This is a genomic window from Pseudomonas fluorescens, from assembly GCF_902497895.1.
GTDB classification, from domain to species: Bacteria; Pseudomonadota; Gammaproteobacteria; order Pseudomonadales; family Pseudomonadaceae; genus Aquipseudomonas; species Aquipseudomonas fluorescens_BP.
The window spans coordinates 1-24,069 of record NZ_CABVHQ010000032.1; the positions used below are offsets into that span (position 1 = coordinate 1).

21 protein-coding genes and 1 pseudogene are annotated in these 24,069 nt (G+C 58.5%); 14 read left to right on the plus strand and 8 right to left on the minus strand.

Annotated features, from left to right (window positions below; all coding sequences use genetic code 11):
• Nucleotides 1-170: 170 nt before the first annotated feature.
• The gene (locus F8N21_RS17035; RefSeq protein ID WP_150643229.1) at nucleotides 171-608 is read left to right on the plus strand and encodes a hypothetical protein; all 438 of its coding nucleotides are present in this window, start codon (nucleotides 171-173) and stop codon (nucleotides 606-608) included.
• Nucleotides 609-661: 53 nt separating this feature from the next.
• Here the strand turns inward: F8N21_RS17035 and F8N21_RS17040 are convergent, their stop codons facing one another.
• The 5 genes from F8N21_RS17040 to rfbB are packed head-to-tail and all read right to left on the minus strand — an operon-like array spanning nucleotide 662 to nucleotide 6,367.
• Nucleotides 662-1,117, minus strand: a complete 456-nt coding sequence (locus F8N21_RS17040; RefSeq protein ID WP_150643230.1) for a thioesterase domain-containing protein — start codon at nucleotides 1,115-1,117, stop codon at nucleotides 662-664.
• 47 nt (nucleotides 1,118-1,164) lie between these two features.
• Nucleotides 1,165-2,565, minus strand: a complete 1,401-nt coding sequence (locus F8N21_RS17045; RefSeq protein WP_150643231.1) for a sigma-54-dependent transcriptional regulator — start codon at nucleotides 2,563-2,565, stop codon at nucleotides 1,165-1,167.
• Complete coding sequence (locus tag F8N21_RS17050; protein ID WP_150643232.1) at nucleotides 2,562-4,370, minus strand: sensor histidine kinase; 1,809 nt, start codon at nucleotides 4,368-4,370, stop codon at nucleotides 2,562-2,564. The genes F8N21_RS17045 and F8N21_RS17050 overlap by 4 nt, the downstream gene beginning before the upstream one ends.
• A gap of 36 nt (nucleotides 4,371-4,406) precedes the next feature.
• A complete protein-coding gene (gene rfbD / locus F8N21_RS17055; protein ID WP_150643233.1) occupies nucleotides 4,407-5,288 on the minus strand; it encodes a dTDP-4-dehydrorhamnose reductase in 882 nt (293 codons plus the stop codon).
• On the minus strand, nucleotides 5,285-6,367 hold the full coding sequence (gene rfbB / locus F8N21_RS17060) for a dTDP-glucose 4,6-dehydratase (RefSeq protein WP_150643234.1): 1,083 nt from the start codon (nucleotides 6,365-6,367) through the stop codon (nucleotides 5,285-5,287). Before rfbB ends, rfbD begins: the two co-directional genes overlap by 4 nt.
• Nucleotides 6,368-6,516: 149 nt before the next feature.
• Between rfbB and F8N21_RS17065 the strand changes: the two genes are divergently transcribed.
• The 9 genes and pseudogenes from F8N21_RS17065 (at nucleotide 6,517) to F8N21_RS17105 (ending at nucleotide 18,060) form a co-directional block, all read left to right on the plus strand.
• The gene (locus tag F8N21_RS17065) at nucleotides 6,517-9,429 is read left to right on the plus strand and encodes an aminotransferase (RefSeq protein WP_150643235.1); all 2,913 of its coding nucleotides are present in this window, start codon (nucleotides 6,517-6,519) and stop codon (nucleotides 9,427-9,429) included.
• A 317-nt stretch (nucleotides 9,430-9,746) separates the two neighbouring features.
• Entirely contained in the window at nucleotides 9,747-10,625 is an 879-nt protein-coding gene (gene aguB, locus F8N21_RS17070; RefSeq protein ID WP_150643236.1) for an N-carbamoylputrescine amidase, read from the plus strand.
• Nucleotides 10,626-10,630: 5 nt separating this feature from the next.
• The gene (gene aguA, locus F8N21_RS17075) at nucleotides 10,631-11,737 is read left to right on the plus strand and encodes an agmatine deiminase (RefSeq protein ID WP_150643237.1); all 1,107 of its coding nucleotides are present in this window, start codon (nucleotides 10,631-10,633) and stop codon (nucleotides 11,735-11,737) included.
• Between the two features lie 244 nt (nucleotides 11,738-11,981).
• Nucleotides 11,982-12,194 (plus strand): hypothetical protein, encoded by a 213-nt coding sequence (locus F8N21_RS17080; RefSeq protein ID WP_150643238.1) that lies wholly within the window; start codon nucleotides 11,982-11,984, stop codon nucleotides 12,192-12,194.
• Between the two features lie 107 nt (nucleotides 12,195-12,301).
• Nucleotides 12,302-12,433: pseudogene (locus tag F8N21_RS17085) on the plus strand (DsbA family protein); the annotation flags it as partial.
• A gap of 236 nt (nucleotides 12,434-12,669) precedes the next feature.
• On the plus strand, nucleotides 12,670-13,956 hold the full coding sequence (locus tag F8N21_RS17090; RefSeq protein ID WP_150643239.1) for an OprD family porin: 1,287 nt from the start codon (nucleotides 12,670-12,672) through the stop codon (nucleotides 13,954-13,956).
• A gap of 344 nt (nucleotides 13,957-14,300) precedes the next feature.
• Nucleotides 14,301-15,920 (plus strand): Fic family protein, encoded by a 1,620-nt coding sequence (locus tag F8N21_RS17095; RefSeq protein ID WP_224788240.1) that lies wholly within the window; start codon nucleotides 14,301-14,303, stop codon nucleotides 15,918-15,920.
• Nucleotides 15,921-16,509: 589 nt separating this feature from the next.
• Nucleotides 16,510-17,307, plus strand: a complete 798-nt coding sequence (locus F8N21_RS17100; RefSeq protein WP_150643241.1) for a DsbA family protein — start codon at nucleotides 16,510-16,512, stop codon at nucleotides 17,305-17,307.
• Nucleotides 17,308-17,349: 42 nt separating this feature from the next.
• A complete protein-coding gene (locus F8N21_RS17105; RefSeq protein ID WP_150643242.1) occupies nucleotides 17,350-18,060 on the plus strand; it encodes an SDR family NAD(P)-dependent oxidoreductase in 711 nt (236 codons plus the stop codon).
• A 118-nt stretch (nucleotides 18,061-18,178) separates the two neighbouring features.
• On the opposite strand, the gene F8N21_RS17110 is transcribed toward F8N21_RS17105, so the two are convergent.
• The 3 genes from F8N21_RS17110 to F8N21_RS17120 all read right to left on the minus strand — a co-directional run bounded on the left by F8N21_RS17110 (nucleotide 18,179) and on the right by F8N21_RS17120 (nucleotide 22,156).
• Nucleotides 18,179-20,629: a TonB-dependent siderophore receptor gene (locus tag F8N21_RS17110; protein ID WP_150643243.1), complete on the minus strand. Its 2,451-nt coding sequence runs from the start codon at nucleotides 20,627-20,629 to the stop codon at nucleotides 18,179-18,181.
• Nucleotides 20,630-20,714: 85 nt separating this feature from the next.
• Nucleotides 20,715-21,644 (minus strand): FecR family protein, encoded by a 930-nt coding sequence (locus F8N21_RS17115; RefSeq protein WP_150643244.1) that lies wholly within the window; start codon nucleotides 21,642-21,644, stop codon nucleotides 20,715-20,717.
• Nucleotides 21,645-21,649: 5 nt separating this feature from the next.
• A complete protein-coding gene (locus F8N21_RS17120; protein WP_224788241.1) occupies nucleotides 21,650-22,156 on the minus strand; it encodes an RNA polymerase sigma factor in 507 nt (168 codons plus the stop codon).
• 239 nt (nucleotides 22,157-22,395) lie between these two features.
• Between F8N21_RS17120 and F8N21_RS17125 the strand changes: the two genes are divergently transcribed.
• The 4 genes from F8N21_RS17125 (at nucleotide 22,396) to F8N21_RS17140 (ending at nucleotide 24,064) form a co-directional block, all read left to right on the plus strand.
• On the plus strand, nucleotides 22,396-22,638 hold the full coding sequence (locus F8N21_RS17125; protein WP_224788242.1) for a type II toxin-antitoxin system RelE/ParE family toxin: 243 nt from the start codon (nucleotides 22,396-22,398) through the stop codon (nucleotides 22,636-22,638).
• Nucleotides 22,638-22,928: a helix-turn-helix domain-containing protein gene (locus tag F8N21_RS17130; RefSeq protein ID WP_050681828.1), complete on the plus strand. Its 291-nt coding sequence runs from the start codon at nucleotides 22,638-22,640 to the stop codon at nucleotides 22,926-22,928. Before F8N21_RS17125 ends, F8N21_RS17130 begins: the two co-directional genes overlap by 1 nt.
• A gap of 409 nt (nucleotides 22,929-23,337) precedes the next feature.
• Nucleotides 23,338-23,736 (plus strand): carboxymuconolactone decarboxylase family protein, encoded by a 399-nt coding sequence (locus F8N21_RS17135; protein ID WP_150643245.1) that lies wholly within the window; start codon nucleotides 23,338-23,340, stop codon nucleotides 23,734-23,736.
• 43 nt (nucleotides 23,737-23,779) lie between these two features.
• A complete protein-coding gene (locus tag F8N21_RS17140; RefSeq protein WP_224788243.1) occupies nucleotides 23,780-24,064 on the plus strand; it encodes a hypothetical protein in 285 nt (94 codons plus the stop codon).
• Nucleotides 24,065-24,069 lie beyond the last annotated feature (5 nt).

Genomic DNA, 24,069 nt, shown 5'->3' on the forward strand with positions numbered 1-24,069 from the left:
GACTTGATGCTAGCATCAAGTCATGCATTTTTTGATGAGCGTTGTAATAGCCAAGAAATCATGTTCGCAATTTTAAATTGCCGGATAAGATTCTTTCGTGCTGAGAGTGCATAAGTAATTTAGATCAATAAGAAGTACTCATGTTTTTTGCTTCAGCTATGGAGATTTCCATGAAAATACTTAAATTGCCTCTGATCGCGGTGTTCTGCCTTTTTTCGGGGTGTGCCTCCCATACGAATGATCGCCAGGCTTCTATCAAAATTATTGCGCCTCCTGTTGGTATGTATTTATTAGTAGGAATAGGGCCGGGCGAAGACTTCGAAATGCATCCCGGAGATAAGGATTGGGAAATAACAAGAGACCCTGTGACAGTGATTATTGCCCCGGTTTTAGCTGAAGGGAAAATTATCTTGGGAAATTCGGATATTAAGCAGACGCCAGGGGAATATGTAAAAAATCAAGGAAGCTGCAGTATGAAAGAAGGCTATACGGCGACTATTGAGATTGTTGGTTATCGAGAGGTGGTCTGCTCTGGAAACGAAAAGATAATTATTCAAAAAGGCGACACCGCTGCCAGCAGCGTCATCATTGCTTTCAGCATCAAGTAAGTCACTTTGATCCAGATGGAAATAAGTTGCGCGCTGTATTGATATGCGAAGCGTTACCGATGCAATACATATTGCCCGGTAAAGACCACGGCATCCTCATCACTACCGGCATTGACGATGCGTGAATGCAGCGTCAGCCGGGCCCTTCCGTAACGCTGGTACGTCGCCAGAAACTTCTTCCACACCGGGTCACTCGGCGCATCGCAAATTGCGCTGGCATCGCCGGTGACGGGCAATGGATAGCTGATCTTGCCTTCCTGAATCACGATGTGCCCGTCTTCGATGCCCTCTTCACGCAAGCGCAACAGCAGCCAGCCCCAGCCGGCCAATACCGCGCCACAGTACAGACTGCCGCCGAACATGGTGCTTTTGTGATTGACGTTGGCCTCCAGCGGCAGGTGCAGGCGCAGTTGTCGGGCTTTCCAGTCGAGCACCTTGAGGCCCATGTCCCGCGTGAGGGGGATGTCGTGATGGAGCAGCGATTCCAGGTAACGACTGTCGCGGTTCATGCACGGGCCTCTTTTGCAGAATGCTGGTGTGAAGATTAGTCGATGGCTTAATCGAGTTCGTCGGCGTTGCTGCCGGCAGCGCTGTCGGCGAAATTCAGACCGTGTTTGCGCAGTTTGTCGTGCAGGGTCTTGCGTGGAATGCCCAGCGCTTCGGCGAGGCTGCGTAGCGAGCTGTGGGAGCGGGCCAGCTCCGCGGCGATCAAGGATTTCTCGAAGTTTTCCACTTGCTCGCTCAGGCCACCGCTGAGGTCGGCGGTGATGGGGGGGCCGCTGCTGTCCGGGGCGCTGTTGTCCAGAGCCAGTTCGAGACCGAGGGCGAAACGTTCAGCGGCGTTCTGCAGTTCCCGCACGTTGCCCGGCCAGGTATGGCGCAAGAGCAAGGCCCTTTGCCCCGGTTGCAGTTCATGGGGCGGGAGGCCGTGGCGGGTGCTGGCTTCGTCGGCGAAGTGCTGGAACAGCATCAGCGCGTCTTCGCCGCGCTCGCGCAGCGGTGGAATACGCAGTGGCGCGACATTCAGCCGGTAATACAGGTCGGCGCGGAAGCGCCCCTGATCCGCCGCCTGGCGCAGGTCTTCCTTGGTCGCGGCGATGATGCGTATATCCAGCGGGATCAGTTGATTGCCGCCCAGGCGCTCGACCACCCGCTCTTGCAGCATGCGCAGCAATTTGACCTGCACATCCAGGCTCATGCTTTCGATTTCATCGAGGAACAGTGTGCCGCCGTTGGCAAATTCGAATTTGCCGATGCGGCGCTTTTGCGCTCCGGTGAACGCGCCGGGTTCGTGGCCGAACAGTTCGCTTTCGACCACTGATTCGGCCAAGGCCCCGGCGTTGATCGCGACAAACGGACCGCTGCGACGGCTCGACAGGTCGTGCAGTGCGCGGGCCACCACTTCCTTGCCGGCCCCGGTTTCGCCGAGGATCAGTACGTCGGCTTTGGTCGCCGCCAGTGCGCCGATCTGTTCGCGCAGGCGCAGCATGGGTGCCGAGTGGCCGACCAGCCGCGCACTGAGTTCATGCCGGTCGCTCAGGGCCAGGCGCAGGCTGCGGTTGTCCAGCACCAGTTGGCGCAAGGCCAGGGCGCGGCGCACGCTATCGAGCAGAGCATCGCTGGCGAAGGGTTTTTCCAGGAAGTCATAGGCCCCGGCGCGCATGGCCTGTACCGCCAGTGGTACGTCGCCATGACCGGTGATCAGCAGTACCGGCAGATCCGGGTCTTGCGCGTGCAGTTCGTTCAGCAACTCAATGCCGTCCATGCCGGGCATGCGGATGTCACTGACCACCACCCCCGGCCAGTCGCGTCCAAGACGCCCGGCCAGGCCATTGGCTTCAGCCAGCGGGAGGATTTTCAGCCCGGCGAGGTCGAGGGTCTGGCCCAGGGCCTGGCGCAAATGGGGATCGTCGTCGATCAACACCACCTGAATGCGGCTGTCGATAACATTGCTCATGCACTGAGGTCCTCGGAGGGTTGCAAATTGACTCCTGGCGCACCGGCGCGCAGTCGCAGGGTTAGCAGGGCACCACCATCGCGATGGTTGGCAAACGACAGTTCACCGCCAAAGTTACGCATCAGGGTGTCACAAATCGCCAACCCCAGCCCGAGCCCTTGGGTACGGGTCTTGGTGGTGTAGAAAGGTTCGCTGGCGCGGCCAAGGGCCTCCATGCAAAAACCCGGTCCATTGTCACGAATGTACAGGTTGACGCCATCGGCGGTGACTTGCGCACTCAGCCAGAGCTTGCGCGGCGGGGCTTTTTCGGTCAGTGCGTCGAGGGCATTAGCCAGCAGGTTGCCGAGCACCTGGCGCAAGCGGGTTTCGCCAGCCTCCACCCACAGGGTCGCAGCTGGCAGGTCGCGGATCAGTTCGACTTCCATGGCGCGCCTGCGTTTGGCCAGCAAGGCCAGTGCGTCATCCAGCGCCGGTTGCAGGGCAACACTTTCCGGCGCGTGGCGGTCGCGGCGGGCGAAGGCTCGCAAATGAGCGATGATCGAGGCCATGCGTCCGGTCAGCTCGCTGATCAGTTTCAGGTTGCCGCGAGCGTCCTCTGTGCGTTGGTGATCGAGCAGCACTTCGGCGTTTTCCGCGTAGCTGCGGATTGCCGCCAGCGGTTGATTGAGTTCGTGGCTGATGCTCGCCGACATGGTGCCCAGCGCCGACAGCTTGCCGGCCTGCACCAGATCATCCTGCGCGCGGACCAACTCTTGCTGGGCATGCTCGCGCTCCAGCACCTCCTGTTTGAGGCGACGGTTGAGGCCTTCGAGGTCGCTGGTGCGTTCGGCGACGCGCATTTCCAGCTCGCGGCGGGTCTTGGCTTCGAAGGCGATGCGATCCAGGTAATGGCGGCGGCGCTGTATCATCAGACCGAGCAGCAACATCAGCACCAACAGGGTCGCACCGCCTACCGCAACCACGGTACGGACCGGGCGGTCGATCAGGGTGCGCGGCGCGAGGATGCTGACACTCCAGCCGGTTTCATCGATCTGCCGGGTCTGGGTCAGCCAGGCATTGGGACTGAAGTTCAGCGGCTGTGGATCGCGGATCGGATAAGGCTGAACGGTGCCAATCGCCCCACGCTCCTGGTCGGTCAGCGGACGCGTCGCACGAAAGCGCCATTCCGCTCTCGAGGTGAGGATTACCACGCCATTGTGGTCGGTCACCAGCAGCTGTTCGGGGGTCTTGCCCCAGAGACTTTCGGTGTGATCGAGGTCGACCTTGACCACCAGCACGCCGATGACCCGCTCGCCGTCGCGTACCGGAGCGGCAAAGAAGTAACCGCGCTTGCCCGAGGTTGTGCCCAGGCCGAAGAAACGTCCCAGGCGTCCGGCCATGGCTTCGCTGAAATACGGCCGGAAGGAGAAATTGCGTCCGATGAAACTGTCTTTTTTGTCCCAGTTGGACGCCGCCAGGGTCTTGCCGGTGGGGTCCATCAGGTACATGACTTCGGCGCCGGTCTGGGCGCAGATGTCCTTGAGCAAGCGGTTGGCGTTGTCTTGGCTGGCACCCTGTTCAGGGGCGGCGAGGGTGGCACGCAAGGCTGGCAGGTCACCGACGATTTGCGGCATCACTTCGTAGCGATGCAGGGTGCCCAGCAGGTTGGCGACGTAGAGGTCGAGGGTTTGCCGGTTCTGCCCCACCAGTTCGCTGCGGTAATAGCGCTCGGCCAAGTGCTCCAGTGGCCACAGCAACGGCGCCAGGCATAGCGCGAGCAGTGCCAGGCTGCGCCATCGGGGTCTGCGGGGAAGGGTGGGAGTCATGGGTGTCGAACGCCTGTGGGTACAGACGCATTATGCCTAGCCTTGCTGCGCAAGACACTCGCGTAAAGCACTGCGCCAGTCCGGCTGAGTGACGCCCCATTGTTGTTGCAAGCGCGTGCAATCCAGACGCGAGTTCAATGGCCGGGTGGCTGGCGTCGGGTAGGCGATGGACTGAATCGCTTCAAGGGTCGCGCACGGCTTGCCCAGGGCTTGCAGTTGCTCACCGATTGCCTGGGCAAATCCGAACCAGGAAGTTTCGCCGCGGGCGGTCAGGTGGTAGGTGCCCCAGGCCCCGATTTGGCCGGTTTTCCAGCGCTCGATCAGGAGGCGGGTGCTGTGGGCGATGGTTCCGGCCCAGGTGGGGGCGCCGATCTGGTCAGAGACAATCTGCAGGTGCGGTTTTTCTTGCAACAGGCGTTGCATGGTCAACAGGAAATTGCGGCCATGGGCCGAGTAGACCCAACTGGTACGCAGAATCAAATGCTCGCCGCCGACATTGCGGATCGCCTGCTCACCGGCGAGCTTGCTTTTGCCGTAAACGTTCAACGGGTTGGGTGAATCATCCTCGGTGTATGGCGCGGTCTTCTTGCCGTCGAAGACATAGTCGGTAGAGTAGTGAATCAGCGGGATGCCCAGCTCAAAGGCTTGTTCGGCGAGGATCCCTGGCGCCGTGGCATTGATCGCGAACGCCAGCTCCGGCTCGCTTTCGGCCTGATCGACTGCCGTATGTGCGGCGGCATTGATGATCAAATCCGGGCGCAAGCTGCGCATTTGCTGGCGGATCTGCTCGGGCTTGGTCAGGTCGAGCCGGTCGCGTCCCGGCACGATCAGCTCGCCGAGGCCCTTGAGGTGCAGTTGCAGCTCGCGGGAAACCTGCCCGTGCTGGCCACTGATCAGGATCTTCAGGGGCGTGGTCATGCAATCAGATCCTTGAAGTCGCTGTTGCCCAGGCGTTGGCCCTGATAGCTGCCATCCTGAACGCGGTGGCACCAGTCGAGGTTGTCCAGGTACCACTGCACGGTTTTGCGCAGCCCGCTGTCGAAGGTTTCCTCGGGAACCCAGCCGAGTTCGCGCTCGATTTTGCTGGCATCGATAGCGTACCGCAGGTCGTGACCCGGGCGGTCCTTGACGAAGGTAATCAGCTCGGCAAATTGCTCGACACCGGCCGGGCGCTGCGGCACCAGCTCTTGCAATAGCCTGCAAATGCTCTGCACCACCTCGATGTTTCGTTGCTCGTTATGGCCTCCGATGTTGTAGGTCTCGCCGACCACACCTTGGGTCAGCACCTTGAACAGTGCACGGGCGTGATCCTCGACGTACAGCCAGTCGCGTACCTGCAGGCCGTCGCCATAAACCGGCAGGGGTTTCCCGGAGAGCGCGTTGAGGATCACCAACGGGATCAGTTTCTCGGGGAAATGAAACGGCCCGTAATTGTTCGAGCAGTTGCTCAATAGCACCGGCAAACCGTAGGTGCGCTGCCAGGCACGAACCAGGTGGTCGGACGCGGCCTTGCTGGCCGAATACGGAGAGCTTGGGGCGTAGGGCGTGGTCTCGGTGAACAGCTCATCGACGCCATGCAGATCACCGTAGACCTCGTCGGTGGAGATATGGTGGAAACGGAAGGTGCTTTTCTCGGGCTCGGGCAATGTCTGCCACCAGGCGCGAGCAGCCTCCAGCAGGCAGTAGGTACCGACGATGTTGGTCTGGATGAAGTCCGCCGGGCCGTCGATGGAGCGGTCGACATGGGACTCGGCCGCCAGATGCATGATGGCGTGCGGCTGGAACCGTGCCAGCACTGCGCTAACGGCGGCTTGATCGACGATATCGGCCTGCACGAACTCATAGCGGGTATCGGTCGCGATGCTGGTCAGCGACTCCAGATTGCCAGCATCGGTCAGCTTGTCCAGGTTGAGCACTTCGTGTTCGGTGTGCTGAATCAGATGGCGGATCAAGGCCGAACCAATAAAGCCGGCGCCGCCGGTAATAAGAATGCGCATGTCGGTGGTCTTACTCCTCAAGACGGGCGTAGAGCCATTGGATCATAGCGTGTTGGCAGGCCAGGAGGGGGCGCAGCATCCGGGGGTTGCGTATCGGCGGTCGTAATGGCGATATAGGCGCCTGATAACAAAATCCAGAGGTCCGTTGTATGTCGCTCGCCACGTTGATTCATCGCGCCAGTCTGCCGAGCCCGCAGGTCACTGCGCAGCAAGCGCTGGAGCTGCTGCAGGTGCATTACGGCCTGACAGGGACGCTGCATTCGCTGGGCAGTCAGCAGGATCTCAACTTCCGGCTCGACAGCGACCAGGGCCGCTTCGTCCTGAAAATATGTCGTGGCGACTACGCGGGGATAGAACTTGAAGCGCAGCACGCGGCCCTCAACCATCTGGGCGCGCATCCCGGGCTGCATGTGCCTCGGGTGATTGCGGCGATCAACGGTCAGGACCTGCTCACTCTGGAAGTGGCCGGGCAAGTGCTGCATGTACGTTTGCTCGATTACATCGAAGGCCAGTCGCTGACGCACCTCAAGCATCTGGGCCATGAGCTGGTCTGCGGCCTGGGGCGACTCTGTGGTGAGATGGATCTGGCCTTGGCGAACTTCCATCATCCGGGGCTGGAACGCGCGCTGCAATGGGATGCACGGCATGCCAATGGTTTGATCAATCACCTGTTGCCGGTGATCGACGATGAACGTCAGCGCGCGTTGATCGCCACCGCCGCGTTTGAAGCTGAACGCCGTTTGCAACCGCTGGTGGCGGACCTGCCGGTGCAGGCAATCCATATGGATATTACCGATGACAATGTGGTCTGGCAGCGCGACCCGCAGCGCCAATGGCAGCTGCAGGGGGTTATCGATTTCGGCGACCTGATTCGCACCTGGCGCATTACTGATCTGTCGGTGACCTGCGCGGCGCTGCTGCATCATGCCGAGGGTGATCCGTTCTTTATTCTGCCGGCGATCCGCGCCTACCACGCGGTCAATCCGCTGCAGCACCAGGAGCTGCTGGCGCTTTGGCCGTTGATCGTCGCGCGCGCGGCGGTGTTGGTGCTCAGCGGCGAGCAACAGGTCAGCATCGATCCGCAGAATCAATACAGTCGCGACAATCTCACCCATGAATGGGAGATCTTTCGCGTCGCCACCTCAGCGCCTTTTGACTTGATGGAAGCGGCGATCCTCACGGCGGTCGGGCATTCGTTGCCGCCGATTGCCAGCGAAGGCTTTGCGCCGTTGCTGCCGAGCCTGGTGGGAGGTGAATTCGCCTTGATTGACCTGGGCGTGCTCAGCCCGCATTTCGAGGCCGGCAATTGGGAGCAGGAGGGGATCGATGAACGTTTGCTGATCGAAGCCGCCGCCGCTCATGGTCTGGCGGCCAGCCGTTATGGGCAATACCGGTTGTCCCGGACCCGTCCGGACAGCTCCGTTGAACCGGACACTTGCCCGCTGCATGTACAGTTGCAGGTGCCCCTTGGCACTACGGTCGAGGCGCCGTTTGCGGGCATAGTGCATAGGGCGGCCGATGGCGCCCTGCAGCTCGACAGCGCGCAGTTGCGCGTGCGTCTGTGGGGCGTCGAGCCTTCGTTGCATTCGGGCGCCGCGCTGGTCAAAGGCCAGGTCCTGGGCGAGGTCAGTGGTCTGTTGCGAGTGCAGTTGTGCCGGGGTCTGGAACTCAGCCCTCCACTGTTCTGCAGCCCTTCACATGCCCCCGCCTGGCAGGCGTTGTGCCCCTCGCCGGCGGCGCTGTTGGGGCTGGCTTGCGATGCCGAACCTGAACTCGACCCGCACACCCTGCTGGCCCGCCGCGACGCCAGTTTCGCTCGCTCGCAAAAACACTACTACATCGACCCACCGCGCATCGAGCGTGGCTGGCGCAACCACCTGATCGACATGCAGGGTCGCTCCTACCTGGACATGCTCAACAACGTCGCGGTGCTCGGTCATGGTCATCCGCGCATGGCCGCCGAAGCCAGCCGCCAATGGTCGCTGCTCAACACCAACTCGCGGTTCCACTACGCGGCGATTGCCGAGTTTTCCGAACGTTTGCTGGCGCTGGCGCCGGATTCCATGGATCGGGTGTTCCTGGTCAACAGTGGGACCGAGGCCAATGACCTGGCGATCCGTCTGGCCTGGGCCTATAGCGGCGGTCGGGACATGCTCAGCGTGCTCGAGGCCTATCACGGCTGGTCGGTGGCTACCGATGCAATCTCCACTTCGATCGCCGATAACCCGAAAGCCCTCAGCACCCGTCCGGACTGGGTGCATCCAGTGACCGCCCCAAACACCTATCGCGGTGAGTTCCGCGGTCTCGACAGTGCGCCGGATTACGTGCGCAGCGTCGAGCACAATCTGGCCAGGCTGGCTGAGCAGAATCGCCAGTTGGCGGGGTTTATCTGTGAACCGGTATACGGCAATGCCGGCGGAATTTCGCTGCCGCCGGGCTACCTGCAACAGGTCTACGCTCTGGTCCGCGCCCAAGGCGGCGTGTGCATCGCCGACGAAGTGCAGGTCGGTTATGGCCGGATGGGTAAATTTTTCTGGGGCTTTGAAGAGCAGGGCGTGGTGCCGGACATCATCACCATGGCTAAAGGCATGGGCAACGGGCAGCCACTGGGTGCAGTCATTACTCGCCGGGAAATCGCCGAAGCGCTGGAAGCCGAGGGTTACTTTTTCTCGTCAGCCGGCGGCAGCCCGGTCAGTTGCCGGATCGGCGTGGCAGTACTGGACGTGATGGAGGAAGAGAAACTCTGGGACAACGCACAAATCGTCGGCGGGTATTTCAAGGAGCGTCTTGAAGCGCTGATCGACCATCATCCGCTGGTCGGCGCGGTGCACGGTTCGGGCTTCTATCTGGGGGTGGAGTTGATCCGCAACCGCGAAACCCTGGAACCGGCCACCGAGGAAACCACCGCGCTGTGCGATCGCTTGCGCGAACTGGGGATTTTCATGCAACCCACCGGCGACTACCTGAATATCCTCAAGATCAAACCACCGATGGTCACCACCCGACAAAGCGTGGATTTTTTTGTCGATACCTTGTCGAAGGTGTTGGATGAGGGGCTTTAAACGCTGATGCCCCCCGTAGGAGCTGCCGCAGGCTGCGATCTTTTGATCTTGCTCTAGATTTTCAGGGCATTTACCACCGGCAAAGATCGCAGCCTTCGGCAGCTCCTACACAAGCGTCGCCTGACATTAACTCGATTGTTATCGGTAATATTTGAATTAATTTCGGTGCGCGGAGAGCAAGATGCTTTTAAAGCCGATTTTTATCGGCTATAAAGTCGCCATAACAGCGGCGTGTGGATGGCCACAGGTTGCTGTTCCCATTTCTGTCATCGGTCGAGGTCAAAATCGACCCTCTGTACTCGCCCAGGAGATGATTCATGAGCCGTATCGTTACCGTCGCCGCTACCCAGATGGCCTGTTCCTGGGACCTTGAAGCCAACATCGAGACCGCCGAGAAGCTGGTCCGTGAGGCTGCAGCCAAGGGCGCGCAGATCATCCTGATCCAGGAACTGTTCGAGAGCCCGTACTTCTGCCAGAAGCCGAATCCGGATTACCTGCAACTGGCCACGTCGGTTGAAGACAACGTCGCCATCAAGCACTTCCAGAAGGTCGCCAAAGAGCTGCAGGTCGTTCTGCCAATCAGCTTCTTCGAACTGGCTGGCCGCGCCCGCTTCAACAGCATCGCGATCATCGATGCGGACGGCAGCAACCTGGGGATTTATCGTAAAAGCCATATCCCGGACGGCCCTGGCTACCACGAAAAGTACTACTTCAACCCGGGCGATACCGGCTTCAAAGTCTGGAACACCCGTTACGCGAAAATCGGCGTGGGCATCTGCTGGGATCAGTGGTTCCCGGAATGCGCTCGCAGCATGGCGTTGCAAGGCGCGGAAATCCTGTTCTACCCAACCGCCATCGGCACCGAGCCGCACGACAAGACCATCTCGTCCCGCGACCACTGGCAGCGCGTACAGCAAGGCCATGCCGGCGCCAACCTGATGCCCCTGATCGCCAGCAACCGCATTGGCAATGAAGAGCAGGATGGCTACGACATTACCTTCTACGGCTCGTCGTTCATTGCCAACCAGTTCGGCGAGAAAGTCCAGGAGCTCAACGAAACCGAAGAAGGCGTATTGGTCCACAGCTTTGACCTCGACGAACTGGAGCACACCCGCAGTGCCTGGGGTTCGTTCCGTGACCGTCGGCCGAACCTGTACGGTGCGATCAAGACTCTCGACGGTTCGCTGGAGTCCTGATCGCCATGACCACTTTGCACAGCACGCCTCGTGCCGACGGTTTTTTCATGCCGGCCGAATGGGCAACCCAGACGCAGACCTGGATGATCTGGCCCGAGCGCCCGGACAACTGGCGTCTGGGCGGCAAGCCAGCGCAGGCCGCGCACGTGGCGGTGGCCAAGGCCATCGCCCGGTTCGAACCGGTGACCGTTGCGGTTTCCGCCGGGCAGTACGAGAACGCTCGTGCCCGTCTCGACGTGCCGAATATCCGCCTGGTGGAAATGTCCAGCGACGACGCCTGGGTCCGTGATACCGGGCCGACCTTTGTCATCAATAACAAGGGCGAGGTCCGTGGTGTCGATTGGGACTTCAATGCCTGGGGCGGTTTCGAGGGCGGTCTGTATTTTCCGTGGAACCGCGACGAGCAGGTCGCCGGCAAGGTGCTGGAGATCGAACGTTGCCAGCGCTACCGCACCCAGGGCTTCGTGCTCGAAGGTGGTTCGATCCATGTCGACGGCGAAGGCACGCTGATCACCACTGAAGAGTGCCTGCTCAACCACAATCGCAACCCGCACCTGACGCGCGCGGAGATCGAAGCGGTCCTCAGTGCGCAGCTGGCTGTGGATAAGATCATCTGGTTGCCGGACGGTTTGTACAACGACGAAACCGACGGGCATGTGGATAACTTCTGCTGCTACGTGCGCCCGGGTGAAGTGTTGCTGGCCTGGACCGATGACCCGCAAGATCCGAACTACCCGCGCTGCCAAGCGGCAATGAAGGTGCTGGAAAGCAGCCGCGATGCCAAGGGCCGCACTTTTATCGTGCATAAAATGCCGATTCCGGGGCCGCTGTATGCGACCGAAGAAGAGTGTGCTGGCGTTGATCCGGTGGACGGCACTCAGGAGCGTAATCCTTCAGTGCGTTTGGCGGGTTCTTACGTCAACTTCCTGATCGTCAATGGCGGCATCATCGCGCCGAGCTTCGACGATCCGCTGGATGACCAGGCCAGGGAGATTCTCCAGAGCCTGTTCCCGCAGCACGAAGTAGTGATGGTCCCCGGCCGCGAACTGTTACTGGGGGGTGGCAATATCCATTGCCTTACCCAACAGCAGCCGGCACCCCACAAAGATTGAGTGCAGTTGTAACAGCAGTTGTCGCCTGAAAGTCGACAACGGCCGTGGATCCAATTGCCCAGCCCGCCCCAAGCCCGCAGCCCGACTGGACTGCGGGCTTTTTTGTACTGCCAGACCTCCAAAGCGCGAGATTGGCACAGCTCTTGTATCTTTTCGGGGGTAAATCTAGGAGGTGTGGAACTGCGATGTTCTGTCATAAACCTTGGATAAGTTAGCCGCTCACACACCAGGAGAGAGCGCTGAAATGAACGCCGAAGTGAACACGGTCAGCGAGCGGACATCACCTTCCTTGGCAATGAACAGCGAATCGCTCCAGGTTCTGGCGCACTGGTTGAAGTCCAATGGAACGCGTCAGATCAGAGATTCTGATCCGCGCCGGATGTTGATCGAGCGCTACCCCGCTGGTTTATTCAGCGAAGCGGAACTGGAAGCGTTGCGGGATGTAATGGAAGGATAAGAAAAAACAACGGATTGTTAAAAGCGCTGCCCGGATGGCAGCGCTTTTTTTATGGGCGAAGGTTTTGTTCGGGAAATACGCAGCGATCAACACCGCACCAGGTTTTGCAGGGGGGCCCGACATTAGTGCTGGAGCAAGACGGCCAGTTCATGTTGATGGACATCAGCCCCTGGCTTAAACCTGAAGCTTTCGCCGCCTGGCTGAGCCAATCGGTGCAAGTGACCATCGCCGATAATTAAGTTCCTGGACGATTTTCATCTATTACCAGACGATTCACGAAATTGACATGACATTGAAGGCGCGGATAGGATTCGACCTAACGCCTGTGGCTATCAGCCATGACTTCAAAATAATAAAAAGGCCCGCCGCGATCAGTCGTGGGCGGGCCTTTTTGTTTTGGCTGAAAAAAGAGCGTCCAAGCGCCACTTCAGCCTGCAGTTGCAGGGCGTATCAACCGGTCATAAGGAATAACAAAATGTTGAACAAGCGGATCAGTCTGATCGCACTGGGGATTTTGAGCACCACTCAAGCAATGGCTAACGACCAGGCCGAGTCCAAAGGTTTTGTTGAAGACAGCAGCCTGAAAGTGCTGCTGCGCAACGCCTACATAAACCGTGACTTCAAAGACGGTAATCCGGACAAAGCCGAATGGGGCCAGGCTGCCATCGGCACCTTCTCCTCCGGATTCACCCAGGGCACGGTCGGTGTCGGTGTCGATGCATTCGGTTTGTACGCTCTGCGTCTGGACGGCGGCAAAGGTCGCAGCGGCGCTGGCGGGATAGATTTCTTCAAGCAAGGTGACAGCGGCAGCGCTGCCAACGATCTGTCCAAGGCCGGCGCGGCAGTCAAGTTTCGTGTTTCCAGCACCGTGCTCACCTACGGCGATCAGATGCCTGCCCTGCCGGTCCTGAGCTATGACAACACGCGCCTGCTGCCGGAAAGCTACACCGGTACCCTGATCACCTCCAAGGAAATCAAAGGCCTGGAGCTGAACGCCGGTCGTTTCACCGCCGAATCGCGCAAGAGCGCTGAAGGCCGTGACAGCGGCGGTCTGAAAAGCATCAACGTATTGGGCGGTAGCTACCAGTTCACCGACAACTTCAAGGCCGGGCTGTACGCTTCCGACGTCGAAGACGTGCTGAAGAAACAGTACGTGAACGCCAACTACGTGTTCCCGCTGGCCAGCAAACAATCGTTGACCCTGGACTTCAACGGCTATCGCACCAAGCTGGACGATTCCTATGTCCAATCCACCGGCGCCACCGGTGATGACAACAAGATCTGGAGCCTGGCAGCCATCTTTGCCACCGGCCCGCACTCGTTCACCCTCGCTCACCAGCGCAGCACCGGCGACAGCAATCTCGGCTATCCGTACGGCGGCTACCAGAAAGACCAGAATCGCGTGGGTGACGGTGGCAACTCCATCTACCTGGCCAACTCCTACTGGTCCGACTTCAACGCCGAAGACGAACGTTCCTGGCAGCTGGGTTATGGCCTCGACTTCAGCACCTTCGGGGTTCCCGGCCTGACCTACAACTTCGCCTACGTGCGCGGCGACAACATCACCACCTCCACCAGCGAAGGCGGTACCGAGCGCGAAATCTTCAACCAGTTCAAGTACGTCGTCCAGAACGGCCCGGCCAAAGACCTGAGCGTAAGACTGCGCAGCTCGATCCTGCGGGTGTCGCAGAAATCCAGCGAATACAACGTCAGCGGCAACGAACTGCGGGTGTACGTCGATTACCCGATCAACGTTTTCTGACGATCGGTTGCGTCACCCAAGCCTGATTTCAGGCTGAACAAAACAAGCCCCGACTGGTTCAGGGCTTTTTATTGGGCGTGCCAAGGTATTTCTAAAAGTTTTTGAGCAAAAAATCTTTTTTATAATCGTTTTTGAGCACCTAAAACCAATTTTACGCGTTGGGATAGTGCTGAGCCCTCATGTTTAAACATATTCAATTTGAGTTGCGCTCACTCCTCAGTGGTCTATATTCGTTTTTATTCAAGATTGCTGAAAAATAATCGTTTTTACGCAGAAAAACTTACTTTTGATCGTAAGTCTTCATTCGTAAACCTTTTTGATCTGGCTGAATTGTTCAAAGGAGTATGACTGTGAACGAATTCCCCGCAGACCCCATCGGGGCGGCCTGGTTAGCTACGACATTTGAAGTCTTGCCAATGGCGAGGCTATCGGTGCTGAGCCAGGTTGGAGGTCGGCGGTCGACCCAGGTCGAAGACGGATTTCGTCTGGAGACCTATACAGAGAATATGCGCCCCGATCCGGACTTCTTATCAAATCTGCAGTTCCACCTACGACATGAGGTGCCGAACCTTGAGTTCTTGATGCGACTTTTTACTAAAGTCGGCTCCGCATCAGTGCAGGGGTGGGTGAATGCCGAGCCCACCGGCCAGTACGCACGACGGGCGGCTTTCCTGTTCGAGTGGCTTACAGGCGATCAACTGCAGGTGCCAGAACGCATAGGTGGTAACTATGTGGACGCCATCAACGCCAATGTAATGGTGGCCGCTTCATCTGATGAGGTGGTGAAGGTGCAGCGCTGGCGAGTGAATGACAATCTGCCGGGGACGAACTACTTCTGCCCAACCGTCGTCAAGACGGATGCAGTCAAGGCAGCAGCCGACCTTGATGTTCCTCGACTCTTCGGCCAACTGACCGCGGAGTTTGGCGAAGCGCTTCTGCTCCGTGCCGCAGCATGGATGACGCTCAGGGAAAGCAAAGCCAGCTTCGCCATTGAGGGGGAGGCTGATCGTTCCACACGTATCCAGCGTTTCGCAGATGTCATGGCGCGACGCACCGGGCAGGGTGAATTGCCGCTCACCGATGCTGCGCTTGCTGAGATGCAAGAGGATATCCTGGGTGCAGTGACAACACTGACACGCTTGGGGATTCGTCAGTCCCCTGTGTTCGTTGGCGAGACGATGCGCTATCAGGAAATTGTCCATTACGTCGCTCCCCCGGAAAATGACCTGGAGCGGATGTTGGATGGTATTCGCGTCTTTCTGAATCGTACCAAGGGCCAATCCCCTGTTATGCGTAGCGCCGTGGCAGCGTTTGCTTTTGTTTATATCCATCCCTTGGCTGATGGCAACGGTCGGGTACATCGCTTCCTGATCAACGATATTCTGCGTCGCGATGGAGCGATTCCAGATTCGGTGATTCTTCCCATTTCAGCCGTTATCACGGACGACTCTGGGGAGAGGCGAGCTTATGACAGTGTTCTGGATCAGGTTTCAAAACCGCTCATGCAGGGCATACGTGACCAGGTAGCGTTCGCCAGCACTCGTACACACTATCCTGACGGTGTTGTCTCGAATATTGAATTCACAGGCCAGGATCAGGCGCGCCCGGTATGGCGTTACCCGAATTTGGGGCCACACGTGGTTTTCATATCCAACGTCATTCGTCGCACAATCACCGAGCAGATGCGTGAGGAGTCGAGGTACTTGCGTAGCCACATCCAGGCCCGACAAGCCATCAAGGAGATCGTTGAGATGCCAGACCAACAGGCGGATCGGCTCTTGCGCTCCATGGAGCAGAACAAGGGTGAACTCAGCAATGTGTTGGCAAAGGAAATGCCTGTACTCACAAGGCCGGAAATCTGGGAGGCCATTACCAAAGCTGTGGCTCAGGCTGTACGTGAGGAAGAGCCGATAGACAGTAGCATGATCGATCGATATCACCCCAATCAGCCAGTCGGTAGATGACATTATTAGGCCAAGCCCTGAGCAGCACCTTATTGGCTGGCGCCGGGAATCGATTGCAAGGTTGATTGCCGAGACCTTGGCCGGTCGAGTTGCCAGGCCTGTAGAGTCCCATAAAAAAGGCGCCTTGCAGGGCGCCTTTAATGATTCGTGAGGAGTAGTCGCAGCGATTCTTTAGCACTGGTCATCACCGACCTTGGGTTCAGGATCCGATGAGCGGACTCATCGTCACTACTTCAGAGAGAGCCAGTTTCTCTGCTGCCGAAATTCTGGGGGAGCGTTACTGGAGCCCATATCCAGAAATGCGCAATTGCAGTCCTCAGTGATTATTTTCGACCCGGTTGGGGAGAGTGTCAATCACCCAAAAATTTTCCAGTTTCCGGGGGCAGGGCCTGCGGAAGCGTTGAGTCAGGTGCAAAAAATTTGCCTGGGGGAAATAACGTTTCTCACCTTCGATACCCCCGCCCGCACTCATTACACCACGTCACAAATGATGTTCTTTTGCCTGTCTTTATCCCTCCAGAACAACCTCCTACATTGACCTCCACTTACCTCCCCATCATCCCGAAGGGAAGGTCATTGGAGAGTTGTCATGCCTTTCGTCAGCGTACGCATCACCCGCGATGGCGTTACCCCAGAGCAGAAAGCTCAGGTGATCGCTGAAATCACTGAAACTCTGGAACGCGTCCTCAACAAACGCCCGGACCTGACCCATATCGTGATCGAAGAAGTCATGAGGCCGTCCGTCACCCTCGATTTCGTCTCCGATGTGGTGTGCCCTTGGTGCGCCCTGGGCGCGACGGCGCTGGAGCAAGCCATCGAGAATCTGGCCGATGAAATCTCGGTCGAGCTGACCTACAAACCTTTCGAGTTGAACCCGGACATGCCCGCCGAAGGCGAGAACGCGGTCGCGCACTTGATGCGCAAATACGCCCGCAGCGCCGAGGAAGTCGCCGCCGGCAAAGCGCTGCAGATCGCTCGCGGTCAGGCCATCGGGTTCCGTTTCGATCTGGACAAACGCAGCCACTTCTACAACACCTTTGATGCTCACCGTCTGTTGTTCTGGGCGTCGCAGGAAGGGCGGCAGATTGCGCTCAAGCGAGCCTTGCTGCGCGCTTATTTCGCCGACGGCCAGAACCCGAGCGATCACGAGACGCTGGTGCGTCTGGCCGGCGAAGCGGGGCTGGACAGGGCGCGCGCGAAGGAGGTGCTGACGTGCGGAGCGTTCGCCAACGAGGTGCGCGCCCTAGAAGTGTTTTACCGCGAGCGCGGTATCAATTCGGTACCGGCCATGATCCTCAACGGTCGTCACCTGGTGTCCGGTTCGCAATCGGTCGAGTACTACGAACAGATGTTGAGGCAAATGGCGCAAACCCCTGCCGAAGCCTGATTGAGCGCTTTTTCAAACCATCATTTTCAGTAGAGGTTCATCATGAGCAATTCGAAAAAAGTCATTGTTATTACGGGTGCATCCCAAGGTCTCGGCGCAGGTATGGTCAAGGCCTTCCGTGATCTCGATTACCGGGTGGTTGCCACCTCGCGTTCGATCAAACCGTCCACCGACCCGGACATTCTCACCGTGGCTGGCGACATTGCCGACCCGGCGATCGCCCAGCGAGTTATCCGTGAAGCGATTGCACGTTTTGGCCGTATCGATACCCTGGTCAACAACGCCGGGATCTTCGTCGCCAAGCCGTTCACCAGCTATACCCACGAAGACTACGCCGCTGTGCTGTCGGTGAACCTGAATGGTTTCTTTTACATCACCCAACTCGCGATTACCGAGATGGAAAAACAGCGCAGCGGCCACGTCGTCAACATCACCACCAGCCTGGTGGACCACGCCATCGAAGGTGTGCCGTCGGTACTGGCGTCGTTGACCAAAGGTGGCCTCAACGCCGCGACCAAATCCCTGGCCATCGAGTACGCCAAGCGCGGCATCCGTGTGAACGCGGTTTCCCCCGGCATCATCAAAACCCCGATGCACGGCGAAGAAACCCATGAAGCGCTGGGGAGTTTGCACCCGGTCGGGCACATGGGCGAGATCAGCGACGTCGCCCAGGCCGTCGTTTACCTGGACAGCGCCGGTTTTGTCACGGGTGAAATCCTCCACGTCGATGGTGGTCAGAGCGCCGGTCACTAAGAACCGTACGCAGCGTCGTCGACAGACGCAGCCGATTTTGGCCGGTCTGGCTAAATGCCCGTATCTCAGGATACGGGCATTTTTGCTTTCAGCTCGCTGGCGTTACACCTTCAGCGACTTAGAAGTCCCACTTGGTGGTGAGCATCAGGTTGCGAGGCTCGCCGAAGAAGGTGGTGTCGAAGTTGCCCAGGCCGGTCAGGTACTGCTTGTCGAACACGTTGTTGGCGTTGGCGGTGAAGCTCAGGTGCTCGTTGTACTGATAACGGGTCATCAGGTCCACGAGGGTGTAGCCGCCTTGTTTGATCTGGGTGTAGTCGCCGACGGTAGGGCTGTAGATCTTGCCGTAGAAGGCGCTCTGCCAGCTGACGCCGCCACCGACGGTGACGTTGTCCAGGGCGCCGGGCAGGCGGTAAGTGGTGAACATGCGCACCACGTGTTCCGGCTTGCTGGTGGACAGCGGGTAACCGAAGATCCGTTGTTCGTTGGCGTCGCGGGTGCGGGCGTAGGTGTAGCCGGCGGAGAGGTTCCAGCCTTCTTGCAGTTCGCCGGCCAGTTCCAGTTCCACGCCTTTAGTGGTGGCGCCGTCGATGGCTTTGTAGATGCCTTCGTTGGTGATCGGATTGGTACCGATCGACTCGGCGACGTTGTCCTGCTCGATGCGGAAGAAGGCCAGGCTGGCGTTCAGCTTGCCATCCAGGTAGGCCGCTTTCAGGCCGGTCTCGTAGCTATCGCCTTCAACCGGGGCCAGGGTTGTGCCATCGGCGTCCTTGTAGATCTGTGGCTGGTAGATCGAGGTGTAGCTGGCATAGATCGAGTAGACATCGTTCAGGTCATAGACCACACCGGCGTACGGTGTGACGACCCCATGTTCCTTGTAGCTGGCGTGGGTGTCGTCCAGGCCGGCGCTTGCGTCGTAGGTGTAGTCTTCGTTGTACTTGAAAGTGCTCAGACGGCTGCCGAGGATGAACGACAGGTCGTCGGTCGGACGCAAGCGTGTCGCCAGGTAAATACCGTTCTGGCTCTGGGTGCGTTCGTACTTGCCGTTTTTCGGGAAGTCCTGTTCGGGCAGGTCGCCGCTCCAGTCGTAAATACTGCCTGGCACCATGCTGAACGCGCTGGTGTCGAATGTCGCGCCAGTCTGGCGGGAGTGGGACGCCATGACCCCGGCCACCAGTTCATGTTCGCGACCGCCCAGGGTAAACGGACCGGAGACATTCACGTCGGCGGTGTCCTGGACGCGATGGCCTTCCCAGCGCCCCCAAAACAGGAACATGCCTTCGCCGGTGGCCCGGTCCGGGTTGCCGCCGCTGGCCGAAGCCAGGCGCGTGTCGTGATCGGTGATTTTTTCGTCGAGGCTGACCTTGAGTTTCCAGTCGTTGGCCAGCGCCTGTTCCAGCGAGGTGAAATAGGTGATGTCGTCGAAATCGCGACGGCTCCAGTCGGCACCCGGGTTGAAACTACGAGAAAAGTCGGTACGGCCGCCGTCAGAGAAGTAGGTCGGGTTACCGGTCCAGGACGTACCGCGCGGCGTCACACTTGACTTGTCGATGCCGAAAGTCAGCAGGGTATCGGATGTCAGGTCGGCTTCCAGGATGCCGTAAAACAGGTCTTTCTTCTGACTGTAATGGTCCAGGTACGAATTGCGGTCCTGGTAGGCGCCCACGAAGCGACCGCGCAAGGTGCCGGGGTCGTTCAGCGAGCCGGAGAGGTCGCCTTCGGTGCGGTAGTTGTCCCAGGAGCCGGCGGTGCCGCTGACCGATGCCTTGAATTCCTTGGTCGGCTTCTTGCGCACCAGATTGACGGTGGCGGACGGGTCGCCCGAGCCGGTCATCAGGCCGGTCGCGCCTTTGATGACTTCGATGCAATCCAGGGTGGCCGCGTCGACGTTGGTGGCCGCTTCACCGTAAACACCGTCGTAGATGCGATTGACCCCATCGTACTGGTAGTTGGTGATGGCAAAGCCGCGGGTGGAAAACTCCATGCGGTCGCTGTCGTAAGCCTGTTGGGTGATGCCAGGGGTATTGCGCAACACATCGCCGACGTCCGGTGCGCCTTGGTCGTCCATCTGCTGACGGGTAATCACCGTCACCGATTGCGGCGTTTCGCGAATCGACAAAGGCAGTTTGGTCGCCGTTTGCGTGGTACCCGTGGTGTACGAGCCAGTACCTTCGGTGGTTTCGCCCAGTTGTTTGCCATTAATGTTGGTCGCGCCCAACTCCAGCGTCCCGTTTTGCTCTGGCAGTTTTTCCAGCATCACGCTACCGCTGCCTGTGGCGCGCCAGGTCAAACCGCTGCCCTGGAGCATCTGTGCGAGAGCCGCTTCCGGTTCCTGGCGACCGCTGACACTGTGGCTCGATTTGCCCAACACCATGTTACCGTCATAGATCACTTGCAAACCGCTCTGCGCCGCCAGGCGATTGAGCGCGCTGCCCAACGGCTGAGCACTGATATCGAACTGCAGAGGTTCGGCCAATGCCAGCCCGGGAATCAAGGCCAACAGGAACGAGATTCGGCCCAGGGCCAAAGCCAGAGGTTTACGCTGAAAACCTGGGGGTAACGGACGGTGCATCGGGGTTCCTCTCTAATGAAATGCGAAGCATTATCGTTTTAGAGAAGAAAGACGTACGAGCCGCCCAGACCCGTAAAAAAATATGTCAGTCGCGAGGTTTGAGGACGATCAAATAGTCGGTATAGCGCTCGATCCTTAACGGGAACACCTGCTCCAGCGCGGCCAACCCTCCATCGAGGCGGTCGAGCCGCAAGGTGCCGCTGACCTTGAGATCACGCAGTCGGTCGTCGCTGATCAGGATGAAACCCGGACGATAACGCTCGATCTCTTTGAGTACTTGCGCCAAGGGCGTCAGCTCGAACACCAGTCGCCCGTGTTGCCAGGCCAGTGCCTTGTCGGTATCGACCCGATGTTTGGTGCCCATGCCATTGGCCTGCCGGGCGACCGCTTCCCCCGCTTGCAACACCACATTGGCTGACGCATCGCTGACCGCCACTCGGCCTCGGGCAACCGTGACATCCGCTTGCGCACCTTGGCGGCGCACCGCGTAAACCGTCCCCAGCGCCGTGGCCCGCAGATCCCCCGCTTGCACACTGAACGGACGCCCAGGGTCATGGGCTACTTCGAACAGCGCTTCGCCTTTGCGCAGCACGACCTGCCGGCCGTTCGGTGTCAGCTGCACATCCAGCGCGGAATCCGAGTCGAGCGTGATCCGTGAACCATCGGCCAACTGGAACTGTTTTTGTTCACCCAGAGCGGTACGGTAATCCGCATCCCAAGCGTTTTGCCGCACCAGCAACAGGCCCAGTCCCAGCACCAGCACCGCCGCGCTCGCCATCGCCCAGTGCCGGGTGAACGAACGCTTGGCGACCGGAACGGACAAGTACCCGCTCAGTTGCCACAATCGCCGGGCCTCGATGAAGGCTTCTTGATGGGCCGGATCCTGCTCGCACCAGGCTCGCGCCGCGGCAATATCGGCGGGCAGCACATCGCCGGAGGTCAGGCGAATCACCCAGGCATGGGCAACGCGGTGAACATCGGGTTCAAGGGCATGGGTGAACGGGCGATCGTGCATAACGGTTAACGTTGCAGACATTGGCGAAGAAAGTCGAGAGCGATGGCCAATTGTTTTTCAACGGTGCTGACTGAGATACCTAGTTGCTCGGCCGTTTGCTTGTGGGGCATCCCTTGCAAACGGCACAGCAAAAATATCTGCTGACATTGCGCCGGCAGCTTTTGCACGGCGTCGGCCAGAGACGCCAGCTCGCGGTGAGCGGTGACCACTTCGAACAGCTCAGGGCTTTCGCCGGTGACCTCATAGAGATAGGCCATGCCCTGATCATGCTGATCCCGCGTGCCACGGCTGCGGGCGTGATCGATGGCCAGGTTGCGGGCAATCCGGAAAATAAACCCACGCAAATTGAGCACCGGTTTGCGCGGCGGTTGGCGCAGCAAGCGCAAGTAGGTTTCCTGGGCCAGGTCGGCGGCGGTCTCAGTGTTTCTCAAATGTCGATACAAAAACGAGCGCAACTCTCCCGCATGGGCCTTGAAGGCCAATTCCAGCTCTTCGGTGGTCATGCTCGACATTCGGCACAGTCATGGGACGGGAAAGGTTGGAGACTTTAAAGATAACGGTTCGCATTTACAATGAGTGGGTGGCATTTATTTCTGGGGTTGATGCTTAGCAATCAGTTGCGCTTCTTTGGGTAGGCTTCTAGAATCGACATACGCCATTGACGCATAGCAGGGATTGCATGATTTTCATCGAGACGCCAATTTTCACTGCTGATCTATCAAGTCATCTGGGCGATCACTAATACGGAGAAATGCAGCAGTACCTTGCCGAGCACCCAGAAGCAGGAGCGTTGATTGAAGGGACGGGCGGGTTGAGAAAAATCCGCTGGGCAGCGCATGGCAAGGGAAAGAGTGGTGGTGTACGAGTTATCTACTACCACGTGATCACTGCTTATCAGATACGTTTGCTGCTGATCTACCGCAAAGGTATCCAAGACACCCTCTCGGATAAAGAAAAAGCAGTTCTTTGTGCCATCAATAAAGGATGGAAATAATGGAAAAAAATCTCTTCGATCGTCTAGTAGAAAGCATGACGCAGATGGATGAGATCGATCGTGGTGAGCGCCAGCCATCGCGTGAATTCCATGTCGATGCTGTTCAAGTAAAGAAAATCCGCTTGGCCACCGGCCTTTCTCAGGCGGCATTTGCCAAAAGAATCGATGTCGCGGTAGGGACATTGCGCAACTGGGAACAAGGGCGCCGCGATCCAGAAGGCCCTGCCCGTGCCCTGTTACGAGCGATTCACAATGACCCGGAACATGTGCTGGCCGCACTCAGCTATTAAGTGCTCGGTCATTTGCAGGCTGTGGACTGAGTAAATGGCTAAAGGCTGGATAAAAATGCCCGTATCGCAAGATATGGGCATTTTTTGTGCGCTACTGCTATGAAAGGACCTAACGGCGGAGTGTTGGAGTTTCCCCAGTGATTCGTACTGAGGAATCACGACGCCAAAGAGCCCGCTATCGTTAGCTCACTTTTGTTGGCGCGTGAGCCAACCGCCAACGTTGATAACTCCAAGTACTTAGTGGTACGTCATTGCGCCAAAAAAATCTAAATCCATCCTGTTGTTTCTACGATGTTTAAGAATTCATTGCTGGAGTCGTCCTGCTGCCGGCTCTGGCATGGCCGCCAGCGAACTAAACTACTAGTTGTATCTCTGGAGCAGATGTCTCTATAGAGGCAGGAGGTGTCAAATGGCCATTCAAGATACCTATCGGGAAATTGAACAAACCCTGGGTCAGGTACCAGAGTGGATTAAGCAGATGCCGGAAAGCGGAGCGAGCGGATTCTGGGGCGTGGCCCGGGACTTCTGGCTGGCGGATACCAAGATTCCTAATAAGTACAAGGAGCTGATAGGTCTGGCGGTGTCCGGGGCGACCCGTTGTAAGTATTGCGCCCTGTTCCATACCGAAGCCGCGCGCTTGTTTGGCGCGAGCGACGAGGAGATTTCCGAAGCCAGCTTTATGGGCGCGGTGACCATGATGGGCAGCACCTATATTAACGCCCAGCAGATCGACTACGAGCAGTTCCGGCAGGAAACGCTGAGTATCATCCGGTATGTCAAAGATCACTCGCAATCCAAAGCCGCTTAAGCCGTTGCGCGAACCTGCCCTTCGCCAGCTGACGAAGGATAAGTTGATTGCAATCACCAGCGATGGTCCTCGGACCACCGCTCGGTGGCAAGCGGCTGTGCTGCGAGCCATCACCGAACTAATGCAATACAGCGATACCGCCCGCGAAGAAAACCAGGACCTGCGCATTCCCTTCGCCAAAGCACTCCATGACCTCTATGCGGGACAGAAGTCCGACGCCGAGTTGACGGAAATGGTGTTGCTGATGCTGGAAGTGGAAACCGCCCCCTTTCTCGGCGAAGGGCCCCAGGCGGGAGCGGCATCTGAACCCCCGCGTTCGCAAGGGTGATGACT

Coding starts and splice junctions, on each gene's coding strand:
- F8N21_RS17035 (WP_150643229.1), top strand. CDS start 171: ATGAAAATACTTAAATTGCCTCTGATCGCGGTGTTCTGCCTTTTTTCG.
- F8N21_RS17040 (WP_150643230.1), bottom strand. CDS start 1,117: ATGAACCGCGACAGTCGTTACCTGGAATCGCTGCTCCATCACGACATC.
- F8N21_RS17045 (WP_150643231.1), bottom strand. CDS start 2,565: ATGAGCAATGTTATCGACAGCCGCATTCAGGTGGTGTTGATCGACGAC.
- F8N21_RS17050 (WP_150643232.1), bottom strand. CDS start 4,370: ATGACTCCCACCCTTCCCCGCAGACCCCGATGGCGCAGCCTGGCACTG.
- rfbD (WP_150643233.1), bottom strand. CDS start 5,288: ATGACCACGCCCCTGAAGATCCTGATCAGTGGCCAGCACGGGCAGGTT.
- rfbB (WP_150643234.1), bottom strand. CDS start 6,367: ATGCGCATTCTTATTACCGGCGGCGCCGGCTTTATTGGTTCGGCCTTG.
- F8N21_RS17065 (WP_150643235.1), top strand. CDS start 6,517: ATGTCGCTCGCCACGTTGATTCATCGCGCCAGTCTGCCGAGCCCGCAG.
- aguB (WP_150643236.1), top strand. CDS start 9,747: ATGAGCCGTATCGTTACCGTCGCCGCTACCCAGATGGCCTGTTCCTGG.
- aguA (WP_150643237.1), top strand. CDS start 10,631: ATGACCACTTTGCACAGCACGCCTCGTGCCGACGGTTTTTTCATGCCG.
- F8N21_RS17080 (WP_150643238.1), top strand. CDS start 11,982: ATGAACGCCGAAGTGAACACGGTCAGCGAGCGGACATCACCTTCCTTG.
- F8N21_RS17090 (WP_150643239.1), top strand. CDS start 12,670: ATGTTGAACAAGCGGATCAGTCTGATCGCACTGGGGATTTTGAGCACC.
- F8N21_RS17095 (WP_224788240.1), top strand. CDS start 14,301: ATGACTGTGAACGAATTCCCCGCAGACCCCATCGGGGCGGCCTGGTTA.
- F8N21_RS17100 (WP_150643241.1), top strand. CDS start 16,510: ATGCCTTTCGTCAGCGTACGCATCACCCGCGATGGCGTTACCCCAGAG.
- F8N21_RS17105 (WP_150643242.1), top strand. CDS start 17,350: ATGAGCAATTCGAAAAAAGTCATTGTTATTACGGGTGCATCCCAAGGT.
- F8N21_RS17110 (WP_150643243.1), bottom strand. CDS start 20,629: ATGCACCGTCCGTTACCCCCAGGTTTTCAGCGTAAACCTCTGGCTTTG.
- F8N21_RS17115 (WP_150643244.1), bottom strand. CDS start 21,644: ATGCACGATCGCCCGTTCACCCATGCCCTTGAACCCGATGTTCACCGC.
- F8N21_RS17120 (WP_224788241.1), bottom strand. CDS start 22,156: ATGTCGAGCATGACCACCGAAGAGCTGGAATTGGCCTTCAAGGCCCAT.
- F8N21_RS17125 (WP_224788242.1), top strand. CDS start 22,396: ATGCAGCAGTACCTTGCCGAGCACCCAGAAGCAGGAGCGTTGATTGAA.
- F8N21_RS17130 (WP_050681828.1), top strand. CDS start 22,638: ATGGAAAAAAATCTCTTCGATCGTCTAGTAGAAAGCATGACGCAGATG.
- F8N21_RS17135 (WP_150643245.1), top strand. CDS start 23,338: ATGGCCATTCAAGATACCTATCGGGAAATTGAACAAACCCTGGGTCAG.